The sequence below is a fragment of the Arabiibacter massiliensis genome (genome assembly GCF_902386925.1).
In the GTDB taxonomy this organism is placed as follows: domain Bacteria; phylum Actinomycetota; class Coriobacteriia; order Coriobacteriales; family Eggerthellaceae; genus Arabiibacter; species Arabiibacter massiliensis.
Map to the genome: position 1 here is coordinate 1,731,580 of NZ_LR698996.1, position 24,124 is coordinate 1,755,703.

Annotated in this window: 16 protein-coding genes; 8 read left to right on the forward strand and 8 right to left on the reverse strand. The window is 66.8% G+C overall.

The annotated features are described in order from the left end of the window. Nucleotides 1-3 precede the first annotated feature (3 nt). A complete protein-coding gene (locus FX134_RS07445; protein ID WP_080799852.1) occupies nucleotides 4-1,056 on the reverse strand; it encodes an inorganic phosphate transporter in 1,053 nt (350 codons plus the stop codon). 274 nt (nucleotides 1,057-1,330) lie between these two features. Here FX134_RS07445 and FX134_RS07450 point away from each other — a divergent pair, with 274 nt between their 5' ends. Then, complete coding sequence (locus FX134_RS07450; RefSeq protein ID WP_080799855.1) at nucleotides 1,331-2,479, forward strand: MFS transporter; 1,149 nt, start codon at nucleotides 1,331-1,333, stop codon at nucleotides 2,477-2,479. Nucleotides 2,480-2,658: 179 nt separating this feature from the next. Here FX134_RS07450 and FX134_RS07455 read toward each other — a convergent pair whose 3' ends face one another. The 4 genes from FX134_RS07455 to recJ all read right to left on the reverse strand — a co-directional run bounded on the left by FX134_RS07455 (nucleotide 2,659) and on the right by recJ (nucleotide 10,472). Next, nucleotides 2,659-3,618, reverse strand: coding sequence for a hypothetical protein (locus FX134_RS07455; RefSeq protein ID WP_143412161.1), 960 nt, complete (start codon nucleotides 3,616-3,618; stop codon nucleotides 2,659-2,661). Between the two features lie 401 nt (nucleotides 3,619-4,019). Continuing rightward, a complete protein-coding gene (locus tag FX134_RS07460) occupies nucleotides 4,020-4,682 on the reverse strand; it encodes an MBL fold metallo-hydrolase (protein WP_080799865.1) in 663 nt (220 codons plus the stop codon). A gap of 37 nt (nucleotides 4,683-4,719) precedes the next feature. Further along, nucleotides 4,720-7,107 (reverse strand): RelA/SpoT family protein, encoded by a 2,388-nt coding sequence (locus FX134_RS07465; protein WP_080799868.1) that lies wholly within the window; start codon nucleotides 7,105-7,107, stop codon nucleotides 4,720-4,722. Further along, nucleotides 7,104-10,472 (reverse strand): single-stranded-DNA-specific exonuclease RecJ, encoded by a 3,369-nt coding sequence (recJ, locus tag FX134_RS07470; protein ID WP_080799871.1) that lies wholly within the window; start codon nucleotides 10,470-10,472, stop codon nucleotides 7,104-7,106. The genes FX134_RS07465 and recJ overlap by 4 nt, the downstream gene beginning before the upstream one ends. Before the next feature lie 540 nt (nucleotides 10,473-11,012). Between recJ and FX134_RS07475 the strand changes: the two genes are divergently transcribed. Beyond that, nucleotides 11,013-12,584: an FAD-dependent oxidoreductase gene (locus FX134_RS07475; protein ID WP_172623414.1), complete on the forward strand. Its 1,572-nt coding sequence runs from the start codon at nucleotides 11,013-11,015 to the stop codon at nucleotides 12,582-12,584. 69 nt (nucleotides 12,585-12,653) lie between these two features. On the opposite strand, the gene FX134_RS07480 is transcribed toward FX134_RS07475, so the two are convergent. Beyond that, a complete protein-coding gene (locus FX134_RS07480; RefSeq protein WP_080799877.1) occupies nucleotides 12,654-14,093 on the reverse strand; it encodes a helix-turn-helix transcriptional regulator in 1,440 nt (479 codons plus the stop codon). A 368-nt stretch (nucleotides 14,094-14,461) separates the two neighbouring features. On the opposite strand from FX134_RS07480, the gene FX134_RS07485 reads away from it, so the two are divergent. The 4 genes from FX134_RS07485 (at nucleotide 14,462) to FX134_RS07500 (ending at nucleotide 18,532) form a co-directional block, all read left to right on the forward strand. Next, entirely contained in the window at nucleotides 14,462-15,046 is a 585-nt protein-coding gene (locus FX134_RS07485; protein ID WP_080803885.1) for an RNA polymerase sigma factor, read from the forward strand. Beyond that, on the forward strand, nucleotides 14,976-16,829 hold the full coding sequence (locus FX134_RS07490; RefSeq protein ID WP_143412162.1) for a hypothetical protein: 1,854 nt from the start codon (nucleotides 14,976-14,978) through the stop codon (nucleotides 16,827-16,829). Before FX134_RS07485 ends, FX134_RS07490 begins: the two co-directional genes overlap by 71 nt. A gap of 148 nt (nucleotides 16,830-16,977) precedes the next feature. Beyond that, a complete protein-coding gene (locus FX134_RS07495) occupies nucleotides 16,978-17,631 on the forward strand; it encodes an RNA polymerase sigma factor (RefSeq protein ID WP_080799882.1) in 654 nt (217 codons plus the stop codon). Beyond that, nucleotides 17,555-18,532 (forward strand): hypothetical protein, encoded by a 978-nt coding sequence (locus FX134_RS07500; protein WP_080799884.1) that lies wholly within the window; start codon nucleotides 17,555-17,557, stop codon nucleotides 18,530-18,532. Before FX134_RS07495 ends, FX134_RS07500 begins: the two co-directional genes overlap by 77 nt. 83 nt (nucleotides 18,533-18,615) lie before the next feature. On the opposite strand, the gene FX134_RS07505 is transcribed toward FX134_RS07500, so the two are convergent. Both FX134_RS07505 and FX134_RS07510 read right to left on the reverse strand, forming a co-directional pair. Continuing rightward, the gene (locus FX134_RS07505) at nucleotides 18,616-19,626 is read right to left on the reverse strand and encodes a PDDEXK nuclease domain-containing protein (RefSeq protein WP_087881546.1); all 1,011 of its coding nucleotides are present in this window, start codon (nucleotides 19,624-19,626) and stop codon (nucleotides 18,616-18,618) included. Nucleotides 19,627-19,932: 306 nt separating this feature from the next. Then, the gene (locus tag FX134_RS07510) at nucleotides 19,933-22,356 is read right to left on the reverse strand and encodes a ribonucleoside triphosphate reductase (protein WP_080799886.1); all 2,424 of its coding nucleotides are present in this window, start codon (nucleotides 22,354-22,356) and stop codon (nucleotides 19,933-19,935) included. Between the two features lie 481 nt (nucleotides 22,357-22,837). Here FX134_RS07510 and FX134_RS07515 point away from each other — a divergent pair, with 481 nt between their 5' ends. Together FX134_RS07515 and FX134_RS07520 are read left to right on the forward strand one after the other, a co-directional pair. After that, complete coding sequence (locus FX134_RS07515; RefSeq protein WP_080799889.1) at nucleotides 22,838-23,350, forward strand: pyridoxamine 5'-phosphate oxidase family protein; 513 nt, start codon at nucleotides 22,838-22,840, stop codon at nucleotides 23,348-23,350. A 2-nt stretch (nucleotides 23,351-23,352) separates the two neighbouring features. Beyond that, entirely contained in the window at nucleotides 23,353-24,057 is a 705-nt protein-coding gene (locus FX134_RS07520) for an anaerobic ribonucleoside-triphosphate reductase activating protein (RefSeq protein WP_080799893.1), read from the forward strand. Nucleotides 24,058-24,124 lie beyond the last annotated feature (67 nt).

Genomic DNA, 24,124 nt, shown 5'->3' on the forward strand with positions numbered 1-24,124 from the left:
CCTCTACGAGAACATCAGGAACAGGTGGGCGAACGCGAAGCCGAGCAGCCCGCAGCCCGGAAACGTCAGCACCCACGTCTTCACCATGTCGACGGCGATTCCCCACTTCACCGCGCTCTTGCGCTTGGCCGCCCCCACGCCCATGATGGCCGTCGTGTTCGTGTGCGTGGTGGACACCGGCAGGCCGGCGAATGTGGACAGCATGAGGCAGAAGAACGTCGCGCAGCTGGCGGCGAATCCCTGGAAGGGCTCGAGCTTCACCATGTCGAGGCCGACGCTCTTGATGATGCGCTCGCCGCCGACGGCCGTGCCGAGGCCCATGTTGAGGGCGCAGAAGAACATGAGCCAGATGGGAAGCACGATCTGGTCGGCCTGGCCCACGCCGGTGGCCAGCGTGATGGCCAGCACGAAGATGCTCATGAACTTCTGGCCGTCCTGCGCGCCGTGCATGAACGCCACGCCCGCGCCCGAGGCCACTTGCGCCCAGCGGAAGAACTTCGTGGAGCGGCGGCGGTCCATGTTGCGGCAGCACCGCGCGAGGATCTTCGAGTTCAGCCAGCCGAGGAAGAAGCCGAGCAGCGTGGACAGCACGATGCCGTAGACCACCTTCATCCACTCCGCGCCGTTGATGGCGCCGAAGCCGCCCTGCAGCGCGATGGCCGCGCCGGTGAGGCCCGCGATGAGCGAATGGCTCTGGCTCGTGGGGATGCCGAACCACCAGGCCGCCGTGCCCCACACGATGATGGCCACCATGGCGGCCATGAGGGCGATGAGCGATTGATGGGCGTCGCCGCCGAAATCGACCATGTTGAAGATGGTGTGCGCCACCGCCGAGGTGACGAGCGACACCACGAGGAGGCCGACGAAGTTGCAGGCCGCCGCCATGAGGATGGCCCATTTCGGCTTCATCGCGCGCGTCGATACCACGGTGGCTATCGCGTTGGGCGCGTCGGTGGCGCCGTTGACGACGATCACGCCGATATTGAGCAGGGTCACCGCCACCAGCACCGGGTTGGAGGCGAGCTCCGCGATGAACGTAGCCCACTCTATGGTCACAGGCTCCCTTTCGACAAAACCGCAAAAAGGTTCAGCAACTCATCAGTTTAACGTAAATCTGACAATTCGGAAGGGGGACGGCGCTCCTTTTCACGTGGGGATGAAGGGGAATGGGTAAAATCTCCGTAAAAGTTGACCCTTTGCCTCCCCTTCGGCCGAACCAGGGGTGCGCCGCTTATCGACTCGTGATAAAGTAAGCAAATCACTAGGGGAAACGGGAGCCGGTGCCTGCGGGGACGCAGCGGGCGCGACGAAGGCGACGGGGAGGAGCATCATGGAGGGACGCCGACAGCTGCCGCTGCAGACGGCCGATTTGATCGCGGGCTTCATGGTGTGGGTGATACTGTCGTCGCTGCTCCCTTATATAAAGCAGGACATCCTCATCCCGCCCGACCAGGTGGCGCTCGTCACGGCCATCCCCGTGGTGCTGGGATCGGTGCTGCGCGTGCCCATCGGCTATTGGGCGAACCTGTACGGAGCGCGCAAGGTGTTCCTCGCCAGCTTCATCGTGCTGCTCGCGCCGGTGTGGTTTTTGAGCGAGGCTGCCACCTGCCAGGAGCTGCTGGTGGGCGGCACGTTCCTCGGCATCGCGGGCGCGGTGTTCTCCGTGGGCGTGACCTCGCTGCCGAAGTATTTCCCGCGCGAGCGGCACGGCTTCGTGAACGGCGTGTACGGGTTCGGCAACATGGGCACGGCGCTCACCACCTGGCTCGCGCCCGTGGCGGCGGTGGCCATCGGCTGGCGCGGGGCCGTGAAGCTGTACCTGGTGCTGCTGGGCGCGTTCATCGTGCTGAACTTCGTGCTGGGCGACCGCGACGAGCCGCGCGTGAAGACGCCCATCGTGCAGCAGCTGCGGGCCATCGCGCCCGACGCGCGCCTGTGGTTCCTGTCGCTGTTCTACTTCGTGACGTTCGGGGCGTTCGTGGCGCTCACCGTGTACCTGCCGAACTTCCTCACGTCGCACTACGGCCTGGACGGCGTGTCGGCCGGCATCGCCACCAGCGTGTTCATCGTGGCGGCTGCGGCCATCCGCGTGCTCGGCGGCTGGCTTTCCGACCGCCTCGACTGCTACCGGCTGCTCGCGGGCGTGTTCGCCGCCATCGCCGCGGGTGCCGTCGTGCTGGCCGTGGCGCCGGGACTGCCGGTGTACCTGACGGGAATCTACCTGGTCAGCCTGGCATGCGGCATCGGCAACGGCGTGGTGTTCAAGCTCGTGCCCACCTACTTCACCAAGCAGGCCGGCCCCGCCAACGGCCTCGTGGCCATGTGGGGCGGCCTCGGCGGCTTCTTTCCCCCGCTCGTGCTGAGCGCCTCGACGGCCGCGTTCGGCTCGAACGTGCCGGGCCTGGCCGCCTTCGCCGCCTTCGCCCTCGCGTGCCTGGCAATTTCGCTGCTCATGAGGAAGCGTCAAGCTGCCGCATAGCACCTTCGGCACCGTCCCTAGCAACCCGTGTGGACAAAATCGGCCCTCGGGACTGATTTCTTTACCTGAATCACTGCGCCAGTTTCCGCCATCAGGGGTTTCTTCGCTTCCCGACGAAGCCGCCGGCGAAAAATCAGTCCCGAAAGGCGTTTTTGTCCATGACCCTGTGAATCATAGAATCAATACGCGCCCAGAAGGAGCCTACGCAGCTCGCCTTGCGCGCCCGACGGGTCGAGCCTCTCCTCGCGAAGGCGAACGCCCAGCCGCTTGGCCAGCAGGCGGGCGATCCGATCCATCTCGCGTGGATCGTAGGCTTGCTGCTGGGTGAGCGTGGCGACTTCGATCCCCAAGTAGGCAAGATCGACGCGTCTGCTCGCATCCTCCGCAATGCGCGTTGCGCCGGTGTGGTGAAGGTTTGAATCGTACTCGATGGCGAACTTGGCCTCGGGCCAGTACAGGTCGCACTCGTAGTAGCTCTTCCCCACGAACGGCCGATCCTTCGCCGGCACGGGGATGACGGCGTTCATCACGGGATACGGAAGCCCGTACCCACCCATCCTCACGGGAAGGCACAGAAATACCACTGTCACCGTCTCCATCGGGGATCGCGAGCCGTCCCGCACGAAGCGCAGGACCCGGCACGCCGTCGCCGCCCCTCGGACGCCTTCCAGACGTTGCAGGAAACGCTCGAGAACAGCGACGCTGACCAGGGGCTCCCGCTTGGCCAGCTCGTCGAACTCCCCCACGCTCTTGGCGCAGCGACCGCACAGCTCGTAGCCCGCCTCGACCGCATTGGGAAGCGGAAGGGTCGTCGCCAGCTCGAAGAAGCATGCGGCCGGCGTAACGACGTAGAGCCCTTCGCCTAGCCGGACGACATTGCGGCAGAGAAGTTCGCAGGGCGCGACATGGCTCTGCACTGCCCTACGATGGCTGCGCGATGCTTTGTCGTGCACGAGCACGTGGACAGGACTCGAGAGGAATGAGAAGCCGCGATCCCCCAACAACGAGAATTCCTGATAGCCCGGCTTTTCAAGCGGAGCATCCAGGAACCGCCGGGCCGAGGCGGGTGGCAACCGATTCACATGCGCCGCATAACGCCAGAATTCCATCGCCGATATGTTGGAAAGAAGAATGCTCACAAAGGGAAGACTACCATGTTTCCACCTGATATAAAAGTGCTTTTGAACAGGCTTTATATCAATATTTTGCGCGCTTGATTTCTGCTGGATCCGCGCTTGATTCTCGCTGGATTTCTGCTTGATCTGCGCTGGATTTCTGCTGGATTCCTGCTGGATCCGCGCTGGATCCGCGCAAGAAAGCCTGCCGATATATAACTGAGAGCATCATGGACAAAATCGCCCTTCGGGACTGATTTTTTCCATGATGCTACTGCTGAAAATAGAGAAACCCCTGGTGGCGGGAAGCCAGTCCAGAGGTTCCGGACGAAAAATCAGTCCCGAAGGCCGATTTTGTCCACGCGCGACGGGGCGGCCCGGCCGGGGCGACGCGGCGGGCGGGGCGAATGTCGGCTGAGGCGCCTTTACGCGTAGAAGGCGAAGACGCGCTTGCGCTCGGCGCCGATGGTGGTGAGGCCATTGTGGCCGGGCAGGACAACGGTCTCGTCGGGCAGCACGGCCAGGCGCTTGAGCGAGCGGCGCATGGCGTTCATGTCGCCGCCTTGGAAGTCCGTGCGGCCGATGGAGCCGCAGAACAGCGTGTCGCCCGACACGAGCACGGGCGCACCCGTTGGGTCGGTGCCGAAGCGCGGGTCGATGAACAGGCAGATGCCGCCCTCGGTATGCCCCGGCGTGAGGATGACCTTCCACGGCATGGAGCCGATCTTGACGATGTCGCCGTCGGCCACCGTATGGTCCACCGGGCAGGGCGTGAAGCGCGTGTCGTCGCGCGGCAGCTTCTTCTCGCCCGTGATCAGGGGCGCGTCGATAGCCGAGGCGATGACCGTGGCGCCGGTCTTCTCGCGCAGCTCCTTGGCGGCGCCCACGTGGTCGGAGTGGCGATGCGTCAGCACGATGGCGTCCACCGAGCCGCCCGCCGCCTTGAGGATCTCGTCGGCCTTGCACGTAGGATCCACCACGATGGTGGCCTCGCCGTCCGAGATGATGTACACGTTGTTCTCCAGCATGCCGAGCACGAGGTACTCGACGGGCACGCACGTGCCTTGAGCCTTGCGAGTCTGGGCCATATCAGCCGTCCTTTCCCGGCGCCGCGGCGCCTGCGAATCACTTCTTCTTGCCGACGCTGGGCACCATGCGGCGGGCGTCGAACACGCCTTCCACGCCGCGCAGCTTGGCCAGCACCACGTCGATGTGGTTGATGTCGGACACCTGGAACAGAAAACGCATCTCCACCATGCCGTCGCGGTGCGACGTGGTGGACGACGACAGCACGTTCGCCCCCACCTCCGACAGAATCACCGCCACGTCGCGCAGCAGGTTCATGCGGTCGAGCGCATCGATGAACACCTCCACCTTGAACGACGTGTTCTTGGGCAGGTCGCTCTCCCACGCCACCTCGATGATGCGCTCGGGCGACGTCATGAGGTCCTGCGCGTTGGGGCAGTCGGCCCGGTGCACGCTCACGCCGCGTCCGCGCGTGACGAAGCCCAGAATATCGTCGCCCGGCACGGGGTTGCAGCAGCGCGACAGGCGCACGAGCACGTCGTCGATGCCCTTCACCACCACGCCGTTGGAGCTGTGCGCCTCGTGCTTCTTCGGCCGCTTCACGCTGGTCAGCATGGGGGGCAGCTTGCCGGTGGACATGTCGCCCGCGCCGAAACCGGGCGTCTCGGCCTCCTCATTGCCCTTGTCCACGAGGATCTTGAGCAGGCGGTTGGCCACGTGCTGCGCGCTCTCCTTGCCGGTGCCGATGTGCACGAGCATGTCGTCGGGGTCGTTGTAGCCCATGTGCTCGGCCACCGACTTCACCGCGCGCATGGACTGCGCGCTCGAGATGCCCAGCCCGTGCTTGCGCATCTCGCGCGTGAGCTTGTCGCGGCCGTTCTGCAAGTCGTCGCCGCGGCTCACCTTGCTGAAGTACGAGCGGATCTTGCTGCGGGCGCTCGGCGTCTTCACCAGGTTCAGCCAGTCGCGCGAGGGGCTCGCGCTCTTCTGCGTGAGCACCTCCACGCGGTCGCCCAGCTGCAGCTCGTAGGTGAGGGGCACGATGGAGCCGTTCACCTTGGCGCCCACGCAGTGGTTGCCTACCTCGGTGTGGATGGCGTAGGCGAAGTCCACCGGCGTGGACCCGGCCCGCAGGCTCATGACCTCGCCCTTCGGCGTGAACACGAACACCTCGGTGGGCGCGAGGTCAACCTTCAGGTCTTTGAGGAACTCGCGGGAGTCCTGCGTCTCGTCCTGCCAGTCCACCATCTGGCGCAGCCACGCCAGCTGCTGGTCGATGGCGTCGCCGCCCTTGCCGCCCTTCTCCTTGTAACGCCAGTGCGCAGCCACGCCGTACTCGCTCTGCCGATGCATGTCCTCGGTGCGGATCTGCACCTCGAGCGGACGGCCCGCCGGCCCGATGACCGTGGTGTGCAGACTCTGGTACATGTTGAACTTAGGCATGGCGATGTAGTCTTTGAAGCGGCCGGGCATGGGGTGCCACAGCGTGTGCACCGCGCCGAGGGCCGAGTAGCAGTCCTTCACCGACTTCACGATGACGCGTACGGCGATGAGGTCGTAGATCTCGGAGAAGCCCTTGCCCTTCTTCGTCATCTTCTGGTAGATGGAGTAGAGGTGCTTCGGGCGGCCCATGATCTGCGCCTGGATATTCACCTTGTCCATCTCGTCGTGCAGGATGGAGATGATCTGGTCGAGGTAGCCCTCGCGCTCGGCGCGGCTTTCCGTGACCATGCGGGACACCTGCTTGAACTTGTTGGGCTCGAGGTAGTAGAACGACAGGTCCTCGAGCTCCCACTTGATGTTGTTGATGCCGAGGCGGTGCGCGATGGGAGCGTAGATCTCCAGCGTCTCGCGCGCCTTGAAGATGCGGCGGTCCTCCTTGAGGGCGCCGAGCGTGCGCATGTTGTGCAGGCGGTCGGCCAGCTTGATGACGATGACGCGGATGTCCTTGCTCATGGCCACGAACATCTTGCGGATGGTGGCGGCCTGCTCGTCGGTGAGACTCTCCACCTCGATGCGCGTGATCTTCGTCACGCCCTCCACCAGCTGCGCCACCTGGGGATTGAACTGTTCGGCCACCTGCTCGGCCGTGACCTTCGTGTCCTCCACGGTGTCGTGCAGAAGCGCCGCGATGAGCGTCTCCACGTCCATGCGCAAGTCCGCCAGGATGATGGCCACCTCAACCGGGTGCGCCACGAACGGCTCGCCCGACTTGCGGCACTGGCCCGCGTGCGCCTCGCTCGCGAAGAGGAAGGCCTTGGACAGGAGCTCCTCGTCGGCCGGCGACAGGTACGCCGACGTGAGGCGCTGCAGCTCCTCGAAGCGATCCTCGGGGGTCTTCGCGCGCTGGGCCGTCTTCTTGGCGTCGGGCGCGAACGACTTCTCGGCCACGTGGGGACGGCCGAGCAGGTTGTCCTCGACGGTCTGCCTGCCCGAGACGGCCTCGGGCGCGCTGCCCAGAAGCTCCTCGCGATCGCTCTTGCTCATGCCTGCTCCTCCTCCCCTTCCGTCGGGTGCGCCTCGGCCGGCAGGATGGGCCGCGACACGCGCATATGAAGGCTAGCAGAATCGCTGCCCAGCGCCCAGTCCCGAAACGCGTGGAATATCTCGCGCTCCCCCAAACCTTCACGATAGCGCACGCTGTCGGTGAGCTCCACCTTGCTCTGGCCCTCCTTCACGTGGATGGAGCGCGCCATGCCGTCGGCCCCGCGGGCCGTATGCGTCTCGATGAGGCCGAGCTCGCGGAACACCGCCACGCCGCACGCCGCCGAAGCGGCGCTCACCGGGAACGACGGGGTGCTGGCAGCAGCCGCCAGATCGGCGTTGCCGAGTGGGAAGAAGGGCTCGTCGCTCGCGCGCTGCATATCGCGCAGCTTGCGGTACACCTGCGCGAGGCAGTCGTGGTCGGGCGTCATGTCGCGCAGGATGCGCTCGTTGATGCCCGCGTCGTTGCGGCCGAACAGAAGATGGATGCCGGCGGGCTTGCCGTCGCGCCCCGCGCGGCCGCTCATCTGGTTGAACTCCACCTCGTTGAACGGCAGATGGTAGAGCACCACGTGGCGGATGTTGGGGATGTCCACGCCCTCGCCGAACGCGGAGGTGGCCACGAGCACCTTGAGCGCGTCGGTGCGGAACAGCTCCTCGATGCGCTTGCGCTCCGAGCGCGAGAGGCCCGCGTTGTAGAAGCCGACGAGCGGCGCGAGCTGGGGCACGCGCTTGCGCAGGGCGCGCGCGACGGCCACGGACTGCTCGCGGGAGTTCACGTAGATGACGGTCTTGTCGCCGGACGCCACGAGGTTGGCCAGGTAGTCGTCGCGGTTCTTGAGGTTGCGCTGGTCGTCCAACTCGAGGTTCTCGCGCGCGGCAGGATCGAACACGCACGCGTCAAGGGGCAGCTCGCGCTTGATGGCCTCGGCGATGCCGTCGTCGGCCGTGGCCGTGAGGGCGAGCACCGCCGGCGCGGGCTCGCCCAGCTTCGCCACCGCCGCGCCGATGGTGGCGTAGGCCACGCGCTGGCCCGCCTTGGCCAGGCCCACGTGGTGCGCCTCGTCCACCACGACGAAGCGCACGCGCCCGGTGGAAGCGAACTCGTCGGCGTGCCACGCGAGGAACTCCGGCGTGGTGAGCGCGATGTCGTAGGTGCCGTCGGCCAGGCCCGCGAAGCCCAGGCGGCGCTCCTCCGGCGTGCTCTCGCCCGTGAGCGTGACCACCCCGATGCCGAAGCGGTCGAGCGCCCCGCGCAGGTGGAAGGCCTGGTCGGCGATGAGCGCGCGCAACGGGTAGACGAAGAGGCTGGCCTCGTGGCGCGCGAGGGCGCGCACGGCGGCGTGCACCTGGAACGTGAGGGACTTGCCGCGGCCCGTGGCCATGACGCCCATCACCGAGCGGCCGGCCCGCAGGTGGTCGAGAATGGCGCGCTGCGCGTCGTGCAGGGGCCGCTCGCCGATGATGGCGCGCACCACCGCGCGCTCGATGGCGTCGGGGTCGTCGGCGGCGCGGCGCTCCCACTCCTCGCGGTTCGCGGCGCGCGCGGCCTCGTAGGCCTCCACGTCCTCCGGACGGTGCTGCACGTCGGCGCAGAGCTCCGCATCGCTCGTGGCGTAGAGGTCGGCCACGAACGTGAGGTTCTCCGGGTTGAGGCACGCCTCGAGCGCGCCGCAGGTGCGCGCGGGCGCGAGCGACTGCAGCATGGCCTTCACGCTGCGCCGTCCGCGCCATTCGTCGATCTGCACCTCGAACGCGGCGTTCACCACGCTGTCGGTGCGCATGAGCGTCTCGATGTCCGAGCAGTGGAACATAATGCCGGCCACGGTAGCGCGCCCGTCGGAGAGCGCGCAGGAGAAGTGGTTCTTCTCGGCGCCCACCGCGCGGCAGTTGGCCAGCATGACGTCGCGCGCGAGGTACACCGGCACGGGATGCTCCTGGCCGAACGGCGCGAGGCGATCGAGCTGCGCGACGTTGTCGAGCGTGAGCTCGTCGAGGCCCACGCACGCGTCGATCTCCACGAGGGGGTGGAACGCGCCTTCGGGCAGCGCGTCCATGGAGGCGATGAGGCGCCGCTCGAACTCGGGCAGCTTGTCGGCCGGCAGGGTGACGCCCACGGCCGCCTCGTGCCCGCCGAAGCGCGTGAGCAGGTCAGACGCGTTCTCCACGGCCTTGAACAGGTTCACCTGGCCCACGCTGCGCCCGCTGCCGCGCGCCTCGTCGCCGTCGATGGTGAACAGCAGGCTGGGCACGCCGTAGGTGTTCACCAGGCGGCTGGCCACGATGCCCTTCACGCCCTCGTGCCAGCTCTCGCCCGACACCACGAGCGCGCGCTGGCCGTGGTAGATCTCGGCGGCCTGGGCCTTCGCTATCTCGGAGAGCTCAGCCTCGATGGCGCGGCGCTGGTCGTTCACGTGCTCGAGCTGGGCGGCCAGGCGCTGCGCCTCGGCCAGGTCGTCGGTCATGAGCAGGTCGAGCGCGAGCTGCGCGTCGCCCATGCGGCCGGCGGCGTTGAGGCGCGGGATGACGGAGAAGCTGAGGTTGGTGGCGGAGACGGGCTTGTCGGCCGCGCCGCTCGTGGCGAGGAGCGCAGCGATGCAGGGGCGCGGGGCCTCGTTCATGCGCGCGATGCCGCACGCGACGAGCGCGCGGTTCTCGCCGCGCATGGGCATGAGGTCGGCCACGGTGCCGAGCGTGGCGAAGTCGGTGTACTCGCGCCACAGGTGCGGCTGGCCGAAGCGGCCGCCGAGCACCTGCACGAGCTTGAGCGCCACGCCCACGCCGGCCAGGATGCAGCTCTCGCAGGAGGAGTCGAGCTTGGGGTCGGCCACGGGAACGCCCTCGGGCACGAGGTCGACCGGCTCGTGGTGGTCGGTGATGGCAAGGCCGAGCCCCGCCTCCACGATGGCCGCCGCCTCCGCCTTGCAGGCGATGCCGCAGTCCACAGTGACGATGAAGTCGGGACCGTACGTGCACGCGCGCAGAAACGCCGCGTCGGAGAGCGCGTAACCCTCGTCGAAGCGCAGCGGGATGAAGGGCGTGGCCTGGGCTCCGAGCCGGCGCAGACCGCGCGTGAGCACGGTGGTGGCCGAGATGCCGTCGAGGTCGAAGTCGCCGAACACGAGGATGTGGTCGCCGCGCTTCACGGCGGCCTCGAGCGCATCGGCCACCTCGGAGAGCCCGGGGATGGTGTACGGGTCGAGCCAGTCGCGGTCGAGCGAGGGCGAGAGGAAGCGGCGCGCCTGGGCGGCGTCGGCGATGCCACGCGCCACGAGGGTGGCCGCGATGAAGCGCGGCAACCCGAGCTCGCGCTCGAGCCGCGCGACGGCGGCAGGATCGGCCGCCTTGATGTTGAACTGGGCAGACATGGGCGCTCATACCTCACATGCGGGGATTCGAATAGTTCACGTGCCATTGTCCCACATTCAGGGGGCGGTGTCACCGAGGAATGCGGCGACCCAGCCCGCGCGCTCGGACGGCGGGGCCGATAGGCTGTCCAAAACCGAAGCCGTGCGGGAAAACGGAGGGGCTTCGGAAATTTTTGCGCGCAATGGATGAATTGCTGTTGGCGAAGTGCCATATTCACCTGGGGTTTTTCGCGAGGTTGCTGGACTGAGGCTCGCGAAAGGGGGCTTCCGCACTCCGGATTCGTCCATTGCGCGAGTTTTTTTCGAAAAAGCACCCGTTTCGGGTTCGAGCGTCCAACTGCGAGCGCGCGCGTTAGAGCCTGTCCTTCCCAAACCCTCATCAGGGGAAAAGCACGGTTCATACCTTTCGTGCGACAGCGTGCGGCCCTTTCGTGCGATACCGCCCCGCCGCTCAGGCGCATAGTGTCCCGTCGGCGGCGATCGGGGAAGATCGCGCCGGATTCGAAAGCAAAGCACGGGGAACGGGAAGAGGAGGAAGTCATGGAGAAATCAATCGCACGCAACGAGGGACTGTCGAGGAGGAGCTTCCTGAAAGGCGCCGGCATCGGCGCGGCCGGACTGCTGGGCGCGACCGCGCTCGGCGCCTGCGCGAGCGGCGCTTCGGCGAGCACGGCCGAAGGCTCGTGGGACCAGGAGACCGACGTCGTGGTGGTGGGCACAGGCGCCGCAGGCGTGGCCGCAGCCATGGAAGCGCTCGAGGCCGGCTCCCAGGTGGTCATAATCGAGAAGCAGAAGGCCGCCGGCGGCATCACCAGCGTGTGCGAGCAGTACTGCGCCTACGACTCGAAGCTGCACCTTCCGCAGAACTTCGACGATGTGTCCGACAGCGCAGAGATCATGCTGGAGGACGCCCTGCGCGTATCGGGCGGCACCGCCGACGAGGCGCTGGCGAAGATCTACTGCAACGGATCGGCCGAGGCCCTCGATTGGATGATCGACCACGGCTGCGAGTTCAAGGACGCGCTGCGCGTGTCCGACGGCCGCCACGGCCAAGGCAAGTACATCGCGGCGACGGCCGGCGAACTCACGCAGAAGCTCCTGCCCGCCATCGAAGCGGCGGGCGGCGCCATCCTCACCGAGATGCCCCTGGCCGAGCTCGTGCGTGACGAGGGCGGGCGCGTGACGGGCGTGACCTGCGCCGACAAGAAGAGCACGCGCATCAAGGCGCGCAAGGGCGTCGTTCTGTGCACGGGCCCGTGGTCGGACGACGAGGTGCTCATCCCCCGCCACATGCGGGCCGTGCCCGAGATGGTGAGCACGTGCGCCGAGACGCTGGCCGCCTTCGGCATGCCCTACGGCCCCTACACCGGCGAGGCCATTCGCGCCGCACAGAGGTCGGGAGCAGCGGTGCGCCACATGGAATACGTCATGTTCGACCCGTACTACTCGGTGCCCGAGGTCATGTCCAACAAGGTGGCTCCGGCCGGCGTCACGCGCGCGGTGAACCAGATACTGCTCACGCCCGAGGGCACGCGCTTCACCGACGAGGGCCAATCGCGCAGCGCGATCGCGCTCGACGTCATCGATCTGCCCGGCAACGTGTACTACCCCGTCATCGACGGGCGGCACATCCCCGATCGCACCGGATCCACCAAATTCCCGGCCGAGAAGCTGGACGGCTTCGTCGAGGCCGGCTACATGGCGAAGTCCGACACCCTGGAAGGGCTGGCGGCTGAGATGGAGCGGACGTTCGGCATACCGCAGGACGCGACGCTCGCCACTATTCAGCGCTACAACGGGTTCTGCGAGACCGGCGTCGACGAGGAGTTCGGCAAGGATCCGCACCACATGACGCCTATCGATCAGCCGCCGTTCTACGCCGGCCCCGCCGAGACGTGCCGCGACATGTATACGCACGGCGGCCTGGAAACCAACGCCGAGGCACGCGTCGTGGACCTCGAAGGCGCCGTCATCCCCGGCCTGTACGCCGCGGGCATGTGCACGGGCGGGCCGCTGGGCGCCGCCACTATCTCGGGCAACTGGCAGATGAGCTCCATCGTGTTCGGCCGCATCGCCGGCAAGAACGTCGCCGCCGAAAGCGCGGACGCGTAAGAGGCCGCACCGCTCTCCCTCTCTTCGCGAAGGCCGTCGGAGCGATCCGGCGGTCTTCGCCGTGCAGGGTCACCTTTGCCGATGGATCTGCGCCTCCATGCGGTCGATGAGGTTGAGCAGCTCCTGGCGGGAATGGACGCCGAGCTTGGCGTAGGCGCGCCGCAGGTGGGTTTTCACCGTGTGCTCCGACAGCACGAGGAAGTCGGCGATGTAGCGCGCGCTGCGGCCGGACGAGAACTCGCCGACCACCTGGAATTCTCGCGCTGACAGGTCGTAGGTGTCGCGCAGCAGCTCCAGCGCCGCGGCGTTGAGCGACTCGATGGAGCCGGTGGGCTCGTTCATCTCGTCGGGCGCGTCCGCGTAACGGCGCTCCCTGCTTCGCGCGAACAGCCAGAGATAGCTGAGCAGCAGCACCGCCATCGACGCGCCGAGCAGCCAGACGATGGCAGTGAGGGCCAGGTCGAAGTGCTGGGAGGCGAGCTCACCCAGCCCCGTCGCGGCCAGCGCACGACCGGCGGCGATGGAGAGCTGCGAGGCACCCACCGCCAGCCCCAGCAGGAAGAGCGAGGGCAGCTTGCGCTCGTAGGCCTCGCTGGTGAACGCCATCCAGATAAGGCAGAAGAACGTGATGAGCAGCACCACCATAAGCGGCCCCGTCCAGGCGGTGTCGGCGGGGTTCGCGCTGCGGAACAGCAGCACCGACATGAGCGCGAGCGCGGACACGGGGAACGCCACGTCAATGCTCGCCTTCTTCGGGCGCGCGAGGACGATCGCCAGGCACAACGCGGATGACACGGCCACGCCGAGGATGGAGGTGACCGCGGTCTGGGCGTAGTTGACGCCGCTCGCGATATCCAACTGCACGACGAAGCCGCACGAGGCCGAGAACACGATCGCGCCCGCCACGGCCCGCCTCGTGCGTGCCGCGAGCTCGGCCATCGACATCGCAGGAGCGTCGTGGGGCATCATCACCTTGGCCACCGACTCGCCCGCGCGCATACATATGCCCAAGATGACGAGCGATGCCGCGAGGGCCACGATGAACACGACGTCACGCCCGCCCGGGAACAGAGCCGTGCTCGCCGGCACGAGCAGCGTGTCCACCACGTAGCCGGCCGCGATCATGGGCACCGCCCAGCTGGGACGGTAGCTGGCGAGCACCTGCATCCAGCACAGGATGATGAGCGCCCACCCCACGCCGCCCGCAAGCGCCGCCGTGAAGGGAACGATACCGAGCGTCTCGGGGTAGGCGGCCAGCACCACGCGCGCCGCCAGCGCGCAGCATCCGCCGACGAACAGCGGCATCGCGCGGTCGAGCCGCCCGAGGTAGGAGAGAACGGCGACGCCCAGATACGCGAGGCCGCCCGCCGCCACGCCGACGACGGCGTAGGGCTCCGGCGAGTACGGTCCCGTGCCCAGGTCGAGCAGCCGCGCACCCTGCAGCAGCCCGAACCCTACGACGGTGGCCGCTACCAGCAGCCTCGTCCTTCTTGCCGCATCCACCTGCATGCCCGCCCCCTTTCGCGTCCCGGCTTCCACTCGCAGTATAACGCGCTCGGGCCGCGGCGCAGGTGTGCCTTGAAGCACGGTTGAGCCGCAGCGAGCAACGCGTTTGGCAGAATGACGCAGCAGCAGGATGACATTACCCCCGTCCTGCGTCATCAAGATCGGCCTAACCCGGAGCGTTTCTGGCGCCGCTTCTGCCGTTTCCCCTTCGGTGTGAACATTTGCGACAGGGCGGGCGTGTTATGGTCAAGGAGGTGAAAAACGTGCCCGAACATACCCGTGCCAAACCAACCCGCGCCACGAGGGCTCTCGGCTCCCAAGGGGAAGACCCCTCGATCGGGTTGCGCTCAAACGAATTCCTCGAGGAGGCGATGCGCCGCTGGGGATCCACCGTGCTGCGCCTCGCGCTCAACCAGATGCGCAGCCCCGCCGACGCCGAGGACGTGTTCCAAGACGTGTTCCTGCGGTTGCTGAAGGATCGCACCGCGTTCCGCGACGAGGAGCACCTCAAAGCCTGGCTTCTCCGCGTCACCGTCAACCGGTGCCACGATCTGCAACGATCGGGAAAGCGGCGCGCCTGCGACCAGCTTGACGGCAACGCCACGACCATCGAGGCCCCCGACCTGTTCGCGTCCGACGTCTGGGAGGTCGTCGGCCAGCTGCCGGACGATCTGCGCGCCGTCGTGCACCTGCACTACGTCGAGGGATACGCCACCAAGGAGATCGCGCGCATCGTCGACTGTCCTCCCGCCACCGTGCGAACCCGGCTGCACCGTGCCCGCGAAGCGCTCAAGAAGGCACTCGCCGACCCGATGCCGCCCAGCGCGCCCGCAGAACCCCGACCCCTCAACCCGCCCTCTACCTCCCCCGGAAAGGAGGCTTCCCATGAGCTACGATCCCGGCAAAGACTATGCTGCGAGAATGCGGCAGGTGAATGTATCCGACCCCCTGCTTGAGCGTGTGCTCGAACAGGCCAACCAAGAGCGGCGCGTGGCGCGAGAAGCCGGCTCCCGCCGCTCTCCTAAACGTCCGTCGCGCCTGAAGCTGGCCGCTGCGGCATGCCTCGCCGCCGCGCTGATGGTCACGGGGCTCACGCTCGCGTGGCCCTCCTTGAGCCCGCTTGGCGGCGCCGACGCGTCGTCCTCGTTCACGCTCAAGGCGTACGGCGGCATCGACGACGCGCTTCTGCCCGACGGCTCCCAGGGCATGATCGCCTTCAACTGCGAGACCGAGACGCAGCGCTTCGTCTCGCCGAACCCCGACGAGTACGCGAACGAGGGGTTCTACACCGGCTGCGTGTTCCGCGTGGAGGGCGAGGGCATCGCCCGCATCCAGGCGAACGTCTCGCGCGGCGAGCTGTACCGCGTGACGAGCGAGGAATTCACCGCGCAGAGCAACCCCGCGCTCGCGCAGGAGGTGGACTCGTGGAAGCCGACCAAGCGCGGCCAAGGCGAGCTTCTGGGCGCGTACGACCACGTGGCGGGCGTGCTGTTCCACGAGGCGGTGAACCCCGACGACGAGAACGCCGACAAGTTGCGCGGCGACCCGAGCATGGCGCGCAAGGTGAACCTCTACCAGCGCCTCGGGGCCACGGTGGACACCGACGCGAACGCCGGTACCGCAACCGATGCCACGCTTGACGAGTACGCGTTCGGGCTGTGGACGAACGAGCCGTTCGACGCGGTCGACCCGTCCGACCCTGCGGTCGACCCCGATGCAAATCTGGACGCCGCGCTCGACACGCTCGACGGCGCGCAGCTCACCGTCACGGTGACGTTCCACGATGGGCGCTGCGAGACGCAGGTGATCGACCTGCATGCGGCCGACTTCAAGGCGAACCTCGTCACGGTGGCGAACGGCATGAACAAGATGCTCGAGCTCGTGCCGCAGATCGTGGCCGAGTCCGACGAGGAGTACCGCGCGCTCGCCGCCAGCGGGGAGGGCGACGCAGCTCTCATCCACACGCTTTACGGGCTGGTGGCCGAGGAGAACGACGGGGCCTTCCCCTGCGGAGAGGCGTCCCATCCCGAGCTGGTCGAGCCGCTGACGAAGCCGCAGGTCATCGAGGCCCCGCCGCAACCGGTTGACGCGGGCGACATCGACACTACGCGCGGACCGGATCTGCCCAAGGACGCCGTGGGCGAGCTGGGAACGCCGTTCCCGGGCGTCGGCAACGTGCTCGATGCTGACGGGAACCGGCTCGACCGGGCCGACGTCGTGCGCACTTACGAGCGCATCGAGCGCCTCGACGCCTTGCCCGAGGGCGCGGCCATCACTGATATGCTGAGGTACTACGAGGCGGGCGGCCGCTACGATCCCACGCTCGATCACATCGACAACGAGCGGGGCGGCTACTCCATCGCTGCGGACGGCACGCTCACCGACGGGTTCTCGTACGTGCTGCTCACGCAGACCGTCGTGAACGAGTCCGACCAGGCTGCCGAGGCGTACCTGGGGTCGGGGTACTTCGCCACACTCGAGGCCAAGGCCGACGACGGAGACGCCTATCTCACGCGCTTGGCGACCGCCGGCGATAAGATGCTCTGGCGCAGCGGACATGAGGAGCCGGGCTGGGACACGCACTTCCTGTTCCAGGTCATGCAGCCAGGAGAGACGCGCGAGTTCGCAATGCTCTTCGTCGTGCCCGACGAGGCGCTGGCCGATCCCGACCTCGCGTTCGTGTACTACGACGACGAGGCGGGCCGCGAGAAGGCCGTGCGCGTGGGCGCAGTCGCGTAGGCTTCGGCTCCACCCTTCGAAAATGGCATAAAGGGGGACTGTCCCCTTTTATGCCAAAAAAGCCGCTCGCAGCAACGGGCGGCTTTTTTTTGCTTTCCCCGGAACAATCTCGGGCGGCAGGCCGTATTGTTGCCAGAGAGGTGAATGCATGCGCTTGCCATTTCAACGAAACAAGAGCCGCGCGTCCGGGCGCGACGAACCGCAGCCGCTGCGCTCGGACGCGTTCCTCGCCCGCGCCATGGACGCGTGGGGCGACACCGTGTACCGCGTTGCGCTCGCGCAGACGGGCTCGCCGAGCGACGCCGACGACGTGTACCAGGACGTGTTCCTGCGGCTGCTCGAAGACGCCACGCCGTTCGAGAGCGACGAGCACCTGAAGGCGTGGCTTCTGCGCGTCACCGTCAACCGCTGCCACGACCTGGCCCGATCGAGCTGGAACCGCCGCACCGAGGGGCTGGGGGCCGAGCAGGCGCGCGCGGCCGCGCCCGAGCCGTTCCGCTCGGACGTGTGGGAGGTGGTGGGCACGCTGCCCGAGCATCTGCGCGCGGCCGTGCACCTGTTCTACGTGGAGGGCTACTCCACCGACGAGATCGCGCGCATCGTCGGGTGCCAACCGGCCACCGTTCGCACGCGGCTCCACCGGGCGCGCGAGCAGCTGCGGACGTCCATGGAGGCGGACCGCGCCGAACCGAACGATCCCCGAACCCCTGGAAAGGAGCCGACCGATGAACGAGCGCAAACCGAACCTCGACGACTACCGTTCGATGATGGGCGCGACGCATGCGCCAGCTCCCCTGCGTGAGGCCGTGCTGAGCGAGGCCCGAAGCCGCCGCAGGAATTCCCAGGCCGCAAGGCCGTCGGTTCGCGCCAAGAGGACCCAGCGGTCGCTCTCCAAGGGCCTTGCCACCGCGGCCTGCCTCGCGCTGGCGGCCGTCGCCGTCGCGGGAGGCCTCGTGTGGGGCGCGCCCGGCCTCATTTCGCCTGACGACGAAGGGGGCAACACGTTCTTCCTCGCCGCCTACGCTGCCGAAGGGGCGGGCATCCAGCCGGGGACGGCCGCCACTTTGAGCGCCGACGATTTCCTCGGCACCGGCGGGAACAGCGGAGCCTTCTACGATCCCGAGACGGGCCAGTTCACCGCCTACGACGAGTGGAGCGGGTTCAAGTACGGCTTCAACCTGGAATGCTCGGGGCGCAACGTCGCAAGCGTCGCCTACGAGATAGAGGGCGACCACGCCTACTTCGAGACGATCGACCTCGAGAAGGGCATGCGGCCCAGAACGCAGGAGGAGATCGACGCCGGAAACACGTCGGCGTACAGCTACACCAAGGCCGTCACGTTCGACTACGACGACCAGCGGGGCATCCAAGACGATCGCATCTACAGCATCTACCTGGGATTCCCCGTGCCGGAAGCAGCGAAGCAGGCCAGGTACGACATGGGCAACGGCGGCGACGCCCACCTCCTCTTCTACGAATGCGGGAAGGCCCTCGACCTGGAGGCGGCGCGCACGCTCGCGCAATGCCGCCTCCATCTGACCGCTACGTTCGAGGACGGCTCTACCCAGACCAAGACGTACGCCATCGTGCCCGTCGACGACGTAGAGCAGCGCATCAACGCCTATTGGGACGCCTGTTATGCTTCGCCGGACCGTTCCGAGCCGCCCTCGCTCTTCACCATCGTCGAGCTCGACGAGGAGTAGCCGCCGGCTTCGCCTCAGTGGCGGCAAGGGCTCTGCCCTTGCCCTACGCTCAACCTGTAGGAAACGGTGGATGGCCTCGATTCTCACTCCAGGAACAGCGCGCTTGTGGGTTCGAGGGCGCGGGCAAGCTCCTCTTCAGTTGGAAGGCACAGCGTGTAGCGCGAGGCGAAGAGTCCCTTGCCGTCGGCAAGCGCCGAGTATCGAGCCACGGTGGCGTCTTTCGTCGCGCAGAGGATGATGCCGATGGTGGGGTTGTCGTCCGGCTGCGTGCAGCGATCGTCGAACAGGCGCACGTAGAAGTCCATCTGGCCGACGTCCTGCGGCGTGATCTTGCCCGTCTTGAGGTCGATGAGCACGTAGCATTTCAGGATGCAGTTGTAGAACACGAGGTCGACGTAGTAGTTCTCCGTCTCCGTGGCGATGCGCTGCTGGCGCGCGACGAATGCGAAGCCCTTGCCGAGCTCTAAGAGGAACTCCTGGAGCCGGTCCATGAGCGCCTGCTCGAGCTCGTCCTCGCGGTAGTCGGTGCGGCCGCCCATGTCGAGGAAGTCGAGCACGTAGGGATCCTTGAGCAAGCCGTCGGCCTTGGTGGGAGGCTCGAGCACCTTGACCTCCTGCCGGACGGACTCGCGCCCCTCCTCGCGCGTCGCAAGCAAGCGCTCGTAGTAGAAGGAATGGATCTCGCGGTCGAGCTGGCGCACCGTCCAGCGCTGGTCGACGGCCTCGCGCATGTAGAACAGGCGCTTCTTCTCGTCCTCCACGCGTATGAGCAGGCGATAGTGGGACCAGCTCAATTCGGAACACAGTGTGTTCCGAATTGGGAACGCGATGTAAAACTGCCTCATATGTCGAAGCGCACGCTCGGTGAACCCCTTCCCGAACTCCTTCGTCAGTCGTTCGGACAGGTACTCCATGAGATGCTTGCCGTACTCGGCGCGGCCGCCCTGCGCCTCCACGATCTGGCGGCCGACCTCCCAGTACGCCTCCACCATGGCGTCGTTCACGGCGACGGCGGCCCTCCTCCGCGCCGCCTCGAGCGTGCCGCGCACCGAGTCGTACACCGCCGCGTCGCTCCGTGCCATCGAATCGTCCATGCCTCGCTCCTCTCGTCCCCTTCGGGCACGCGTCGCGCATGCGCGCGCAAAGCGCGGCGGCGCGAAGGGCATTCCGTTGGCTTCGAGGATCTTGCAAGCGTGGTACGGACGGCGCGGAACCCGCCGCCATCTATGGGCATCCCGACAAAAGCAGGACGCGCTTGCACTGGCTCGTTTCTGAAGCTATTCTAGCACACAAAAAGGAACATTCGTACGTAAATTTCGTTCATGTTGAAGATTCGGACCCAAAAGGGCCGGATCGCATCGACCCGGCCCTTGCATCAGTTCGCTCGCAAGCGCTCGCCCCTACGCGAGCACCTGGGCGCGCATCGCATTGATCTTCTGGAACACCGGCGCCGCGCCGGCCGTGATGTCCACGGAGCCGTCCTGGCCCACCTCCAGCAGCGTCGGCGCCTGCATGATGCGATGGCGCTGCGCCAGCTCGACGTTCTCCTCGGCCAGGAGCTCCTCGTAGGCAATGCCCGCCTCGTCCATCTGCGCCGCGGCGTGCTTGCAGTTCGGGCACGTGCGCGTGGCCACCAGGTAGAGGCCCGCCGGAAGCGTGCTGCGCGTGGGCGCGACCGGAGCGGCCTCCCCCAGCGCGGCGGCGACGTCGTCGGAGACGGCGACGGCCTCGCGCTCCTCATGCGGGTGGATCTGCGAATGCGCCAGGTCGTACTCCACGCGGTCGGCGAACTCCTGGGCCTTGCCGTCGTTCCAGTTCTTCACCGGGCGGTAGTAGCCGGTGATGCGCGAGTACACCTCGGTCTCCTCGTGGCAGCACGGGCACTCGTACACCTCACCGGCGATGTAGCCGTGGTTCTTGCACACGGAATACGTGGGTGACATGGTGTAATACGGCAGCTTGTAGTTCTCGGCGATCTTGCGCACGAGCGTGGCCGTGCTCTGCCAGTCGGGCAGCTTCTCGCCAAGGAAGGCGTGGAACACCGTGCCGGACGTGTAGAGCGTCTGCAGCTCGTCCTGCACGTCGAGCGCGCTGAAGATGTCGTCGGTAAAGCCCACCGGCAGGTGCGACGAGTTCGTGTAGTACGGCTTGCCCTGGTCGTTGGCCGTGATGATGTTCGGGAACTGTTCCTTGTCGTGCTTGGCGAAGCGGTATGTGGTGCTCTCGGCCGGCGTGGCCTCAAGGTTGTACAGGTCGCCGTATTTCTCCTGGTAGTCGGCCAGACGGTCGCGCATGTGGTTGAGCACGCCCTTCGTGAACTCCTGCGCCTCCCGCTGCGTCATGTCGGCGCGCAGCCAGCTGGCGTTCAGGCACGCCTCGTTCATGCCCACCAGGCCGATGGTGCTGAAGTGGTTCTCGAACGTGCCCAGGTAGCGCTTCGTGTAGGGGTAGAGGCCCGCGTCCAGCAGCTTCGTGATGACCTCGCGCTTCGTCTTGAGCGAGCGCGCCGACACGTCCATCAGGTGGTCGAGGCGGCGGTAGAAGTCGGCCTCGTCGACCGACTGGTAGGCGATGCGCGGCATGTTGATGGTCACGACGCCGATGGAGCCCGTGGACTCGCCGCTTCCGAAGAACCCGCCGGACTTCTTGCGCAGCTCGCGCAGGTCGAGGCGCAGGCGGCAGCACATGGAACGCACGTCGGAGGGCTCCATGTCGGAGTTGATGTAGTTCGAGAAGTAGGGCGTGCCGTACTTGCTGGTCATCTCGAACAGCAGGCGGTTGTTCTCCGTCTCCGACCAGTCGAAGTCATTCGTGATGGAGTAGGTGGGGATGGGGTACTGGAAGCCGCGGCCGTTCGCGTCGCCCTCGATCATGATCTCGATGAACGCCTTGTTCACCATGTCCATCTCGCGCTGGCACTCGCCGTAGGTGAAGTCCATCTCCTCGCCGCCCACGATGGCCGGCTGGTCGCGCAGGTCGGCCGGGCACACCCAGTCGAGCGTGATGTTGGAGAACGGCGCCTGCGTGCCCCAGCGGCTGGGGGTGTTCACGCCGAACACGAAGCTTTCCACGCACTGTTTCGTCTCGTCGTAGGTGAGGTCGTCGATCTTCACGAACGGCGCGAGGTAGGTGTCGAAGCTGCTGAACGCCTGGGCGCCGGCCCACTCGTTCTGCATGATGCCGAGGAAGTTCACCATCTGGTTGCAGAGGCTGGACAGGTGGCTGGCCGGCTTCGACGTGATCTTGCCGGGCACGCCGCCGAGGCCCTCCTGGATGAGCTGCTTCAAGGACCAGCCGGCGCAGTAGCCGGTGAGCATGGACAGGTCGTGCAGGTGGATGTCGGCGTTGCGGTGCGCGGCGGCCACCTCGTCGTCGTAGATCTCGGAGAGCCAGTAGTTGGCCGTGATGGCGCCGGAGTTCGACAGGATGAGGCCGCCCACGGAGTACGTGACCGTGGAGTTCTCCTTCACGCGCCAGTCCTCCACCTTGACGTACTGGTCCACGAGGTCCTTGTAATCGAGCAGCGTGGCTTTGGCGTTGCGCACCTTCTCGCGCTGGCGGCGGTAGAGGATGTAGGACTTCGCCACGTCGGCGTACCCGGCGGTAGAGAGCACTTCCTCCACGCTGTCCTGGATGTCCTCGACCGAGACGATGCCGTCCTTGATCTTCGGCTCGAAATGGGCGGTGACGTTGAGAGCCAGAAGGTCGATGGTCGACGGGTGGTACTGCTTCTCCAGCGCGTCGAACGCCTTGGCGATGGCAGCCGAAATCTTGACGATGTCGAACTCCGCGATCTTTCCGTCGCGCTTCTGAACCTCGTACATGCTCGCTCCTTTTCGCTTGATTCTGCGTTTCTTCTTCGATTGGTCGATCGCGTGCGGCATGGCGCCTGCGCGGCGCTGCTGAGGTAGGCGATCGGTCGGGAATCGGTAGCTCATACCCTACCAGCGTCGCGCGGCCCCGTCAACGCCTGTCATCTACATGTTGAAGATGAAATTCGTTGGAATAACAAGATATGGTGTATTTGGTGGTGTATTTTGCCATCTGGGCTTTTGCGCCAGGCCTCGCGGAGCTCTACGAAAAGCGACCTGCGAGAATAGAACAAACCGCTCGCGAGGCCGGCAAGCGGGCCGCGAAAACAGCCACCTGCGACTATCCGTTTCCCGTGGATTTCGGCGGGCGGGAGCGCCAAGCGCCCCGAGGGCAAATGTCCCAAATGGGGACAGTCCCCATTTGGGACATTTGCCCCTGCGCGCGCGACGGGCTATGATGGGGAACGCTCCAGCCCTGAGGAAGGAACCTGCCATGACCTATCGTCCGATGCGGCGCGCCGATCGTGCCCTCTCGCGTGACGAGGCGCTCGGCGTGCTCGACGCCGCCCCGTTCGCCGCCGTCGCAACCGTCGACGAGGACGGCATGCCCTACAACGTGCCGCTGTCGTTCGCGCGGCTCGGCGACGCGCTGTACTTCCACGCTGCGCGCGAGGGCGGCCTCAAGACGGACTGCTTCCGCCGCGACGCACGTGCCTGCGCGACGGCGGTCACGGGGGTGCAGGCGTTCTTCGAAGACGGCGACTTCTCCACGGGCTACCGCTCGGCCATCGCGTACGGGCGCATGCGCGAGGTGAACGACCCCGCCGAGTTCAAGCACGCGCTCGTGGCGCTGTGCATGAAGTACGTGCCCGCGCACAAGCATGACATCGGGCACGCGATGGAGAACGAGGGGCCGAACACGGCCGTGTGGGCACTCGACATCGACAGGCTCACCGGCAAGGCGAACCCGCTGCCCGCAAGCGCAAGCGCAACGGAGGCGAGATAGCCATGCGCATCGCCGGCCTGCAGAAGCTCACGCTGCTCGACTTCCCCGGGCGCACGGCGGCCACCGTGTTCACGCCCGGCTGCGACTTCCGCTGCCCGTTCTGCCACAACGCCGATCTCGTAACCGGCGGCGGCGCAGGCGCACAGGACATCCCCGTCGAGGAGGTGCTCGCGTTCCTGCGCAAGCGCCAGGGGCTGCTCGACGGCGTGTGCGTCACCGGCGGCGAGCCGCTCATGCAGCCGGGCCTCGCCGAGTTCTGCGCCTCCGCGCGCGAGCTGGGCTACGCCATGAAGCTGGACACGAACGGCAGCTTCCCGGACCGGCTGCGCGCGCTTCTGGACGCGGGCCTGGTGGACTACGTGGCCATGGACGTGAAGAACGCGCCCGCGCGCTACGCGGAGACGTGCGGCATCGAGGGGCTCGACCTCGCCGCCGTGCGCGCGTCGATCGACCTCTTGATGGGCGGCAACGTGCCGTTCGAGTTCCGCACCACGGTGGTGCGCGAGCTGCACGAGCCCGACGACCTGCGCGCGCTCGCCCGGTGGATCGAGGGCGCGCCGGCGTGGTTCCTGCAAAGCTACGTGGACGCCGAGGGCGTGCTGGCCGGACCCGGCCGCTTCCACGCCTGGAACCCCGACGACCTGCGCGCGCTGCTTCCCGAGCTGCAAGCCTTCGTGCCGAGCGCTGAACTGCGCGGCGCGGACTGACGCATAAGACCATTTTGTCTGAGCGGAGCGTGCAGGATGACAACCTGGGAGCTCCTCTCGCTCTGAC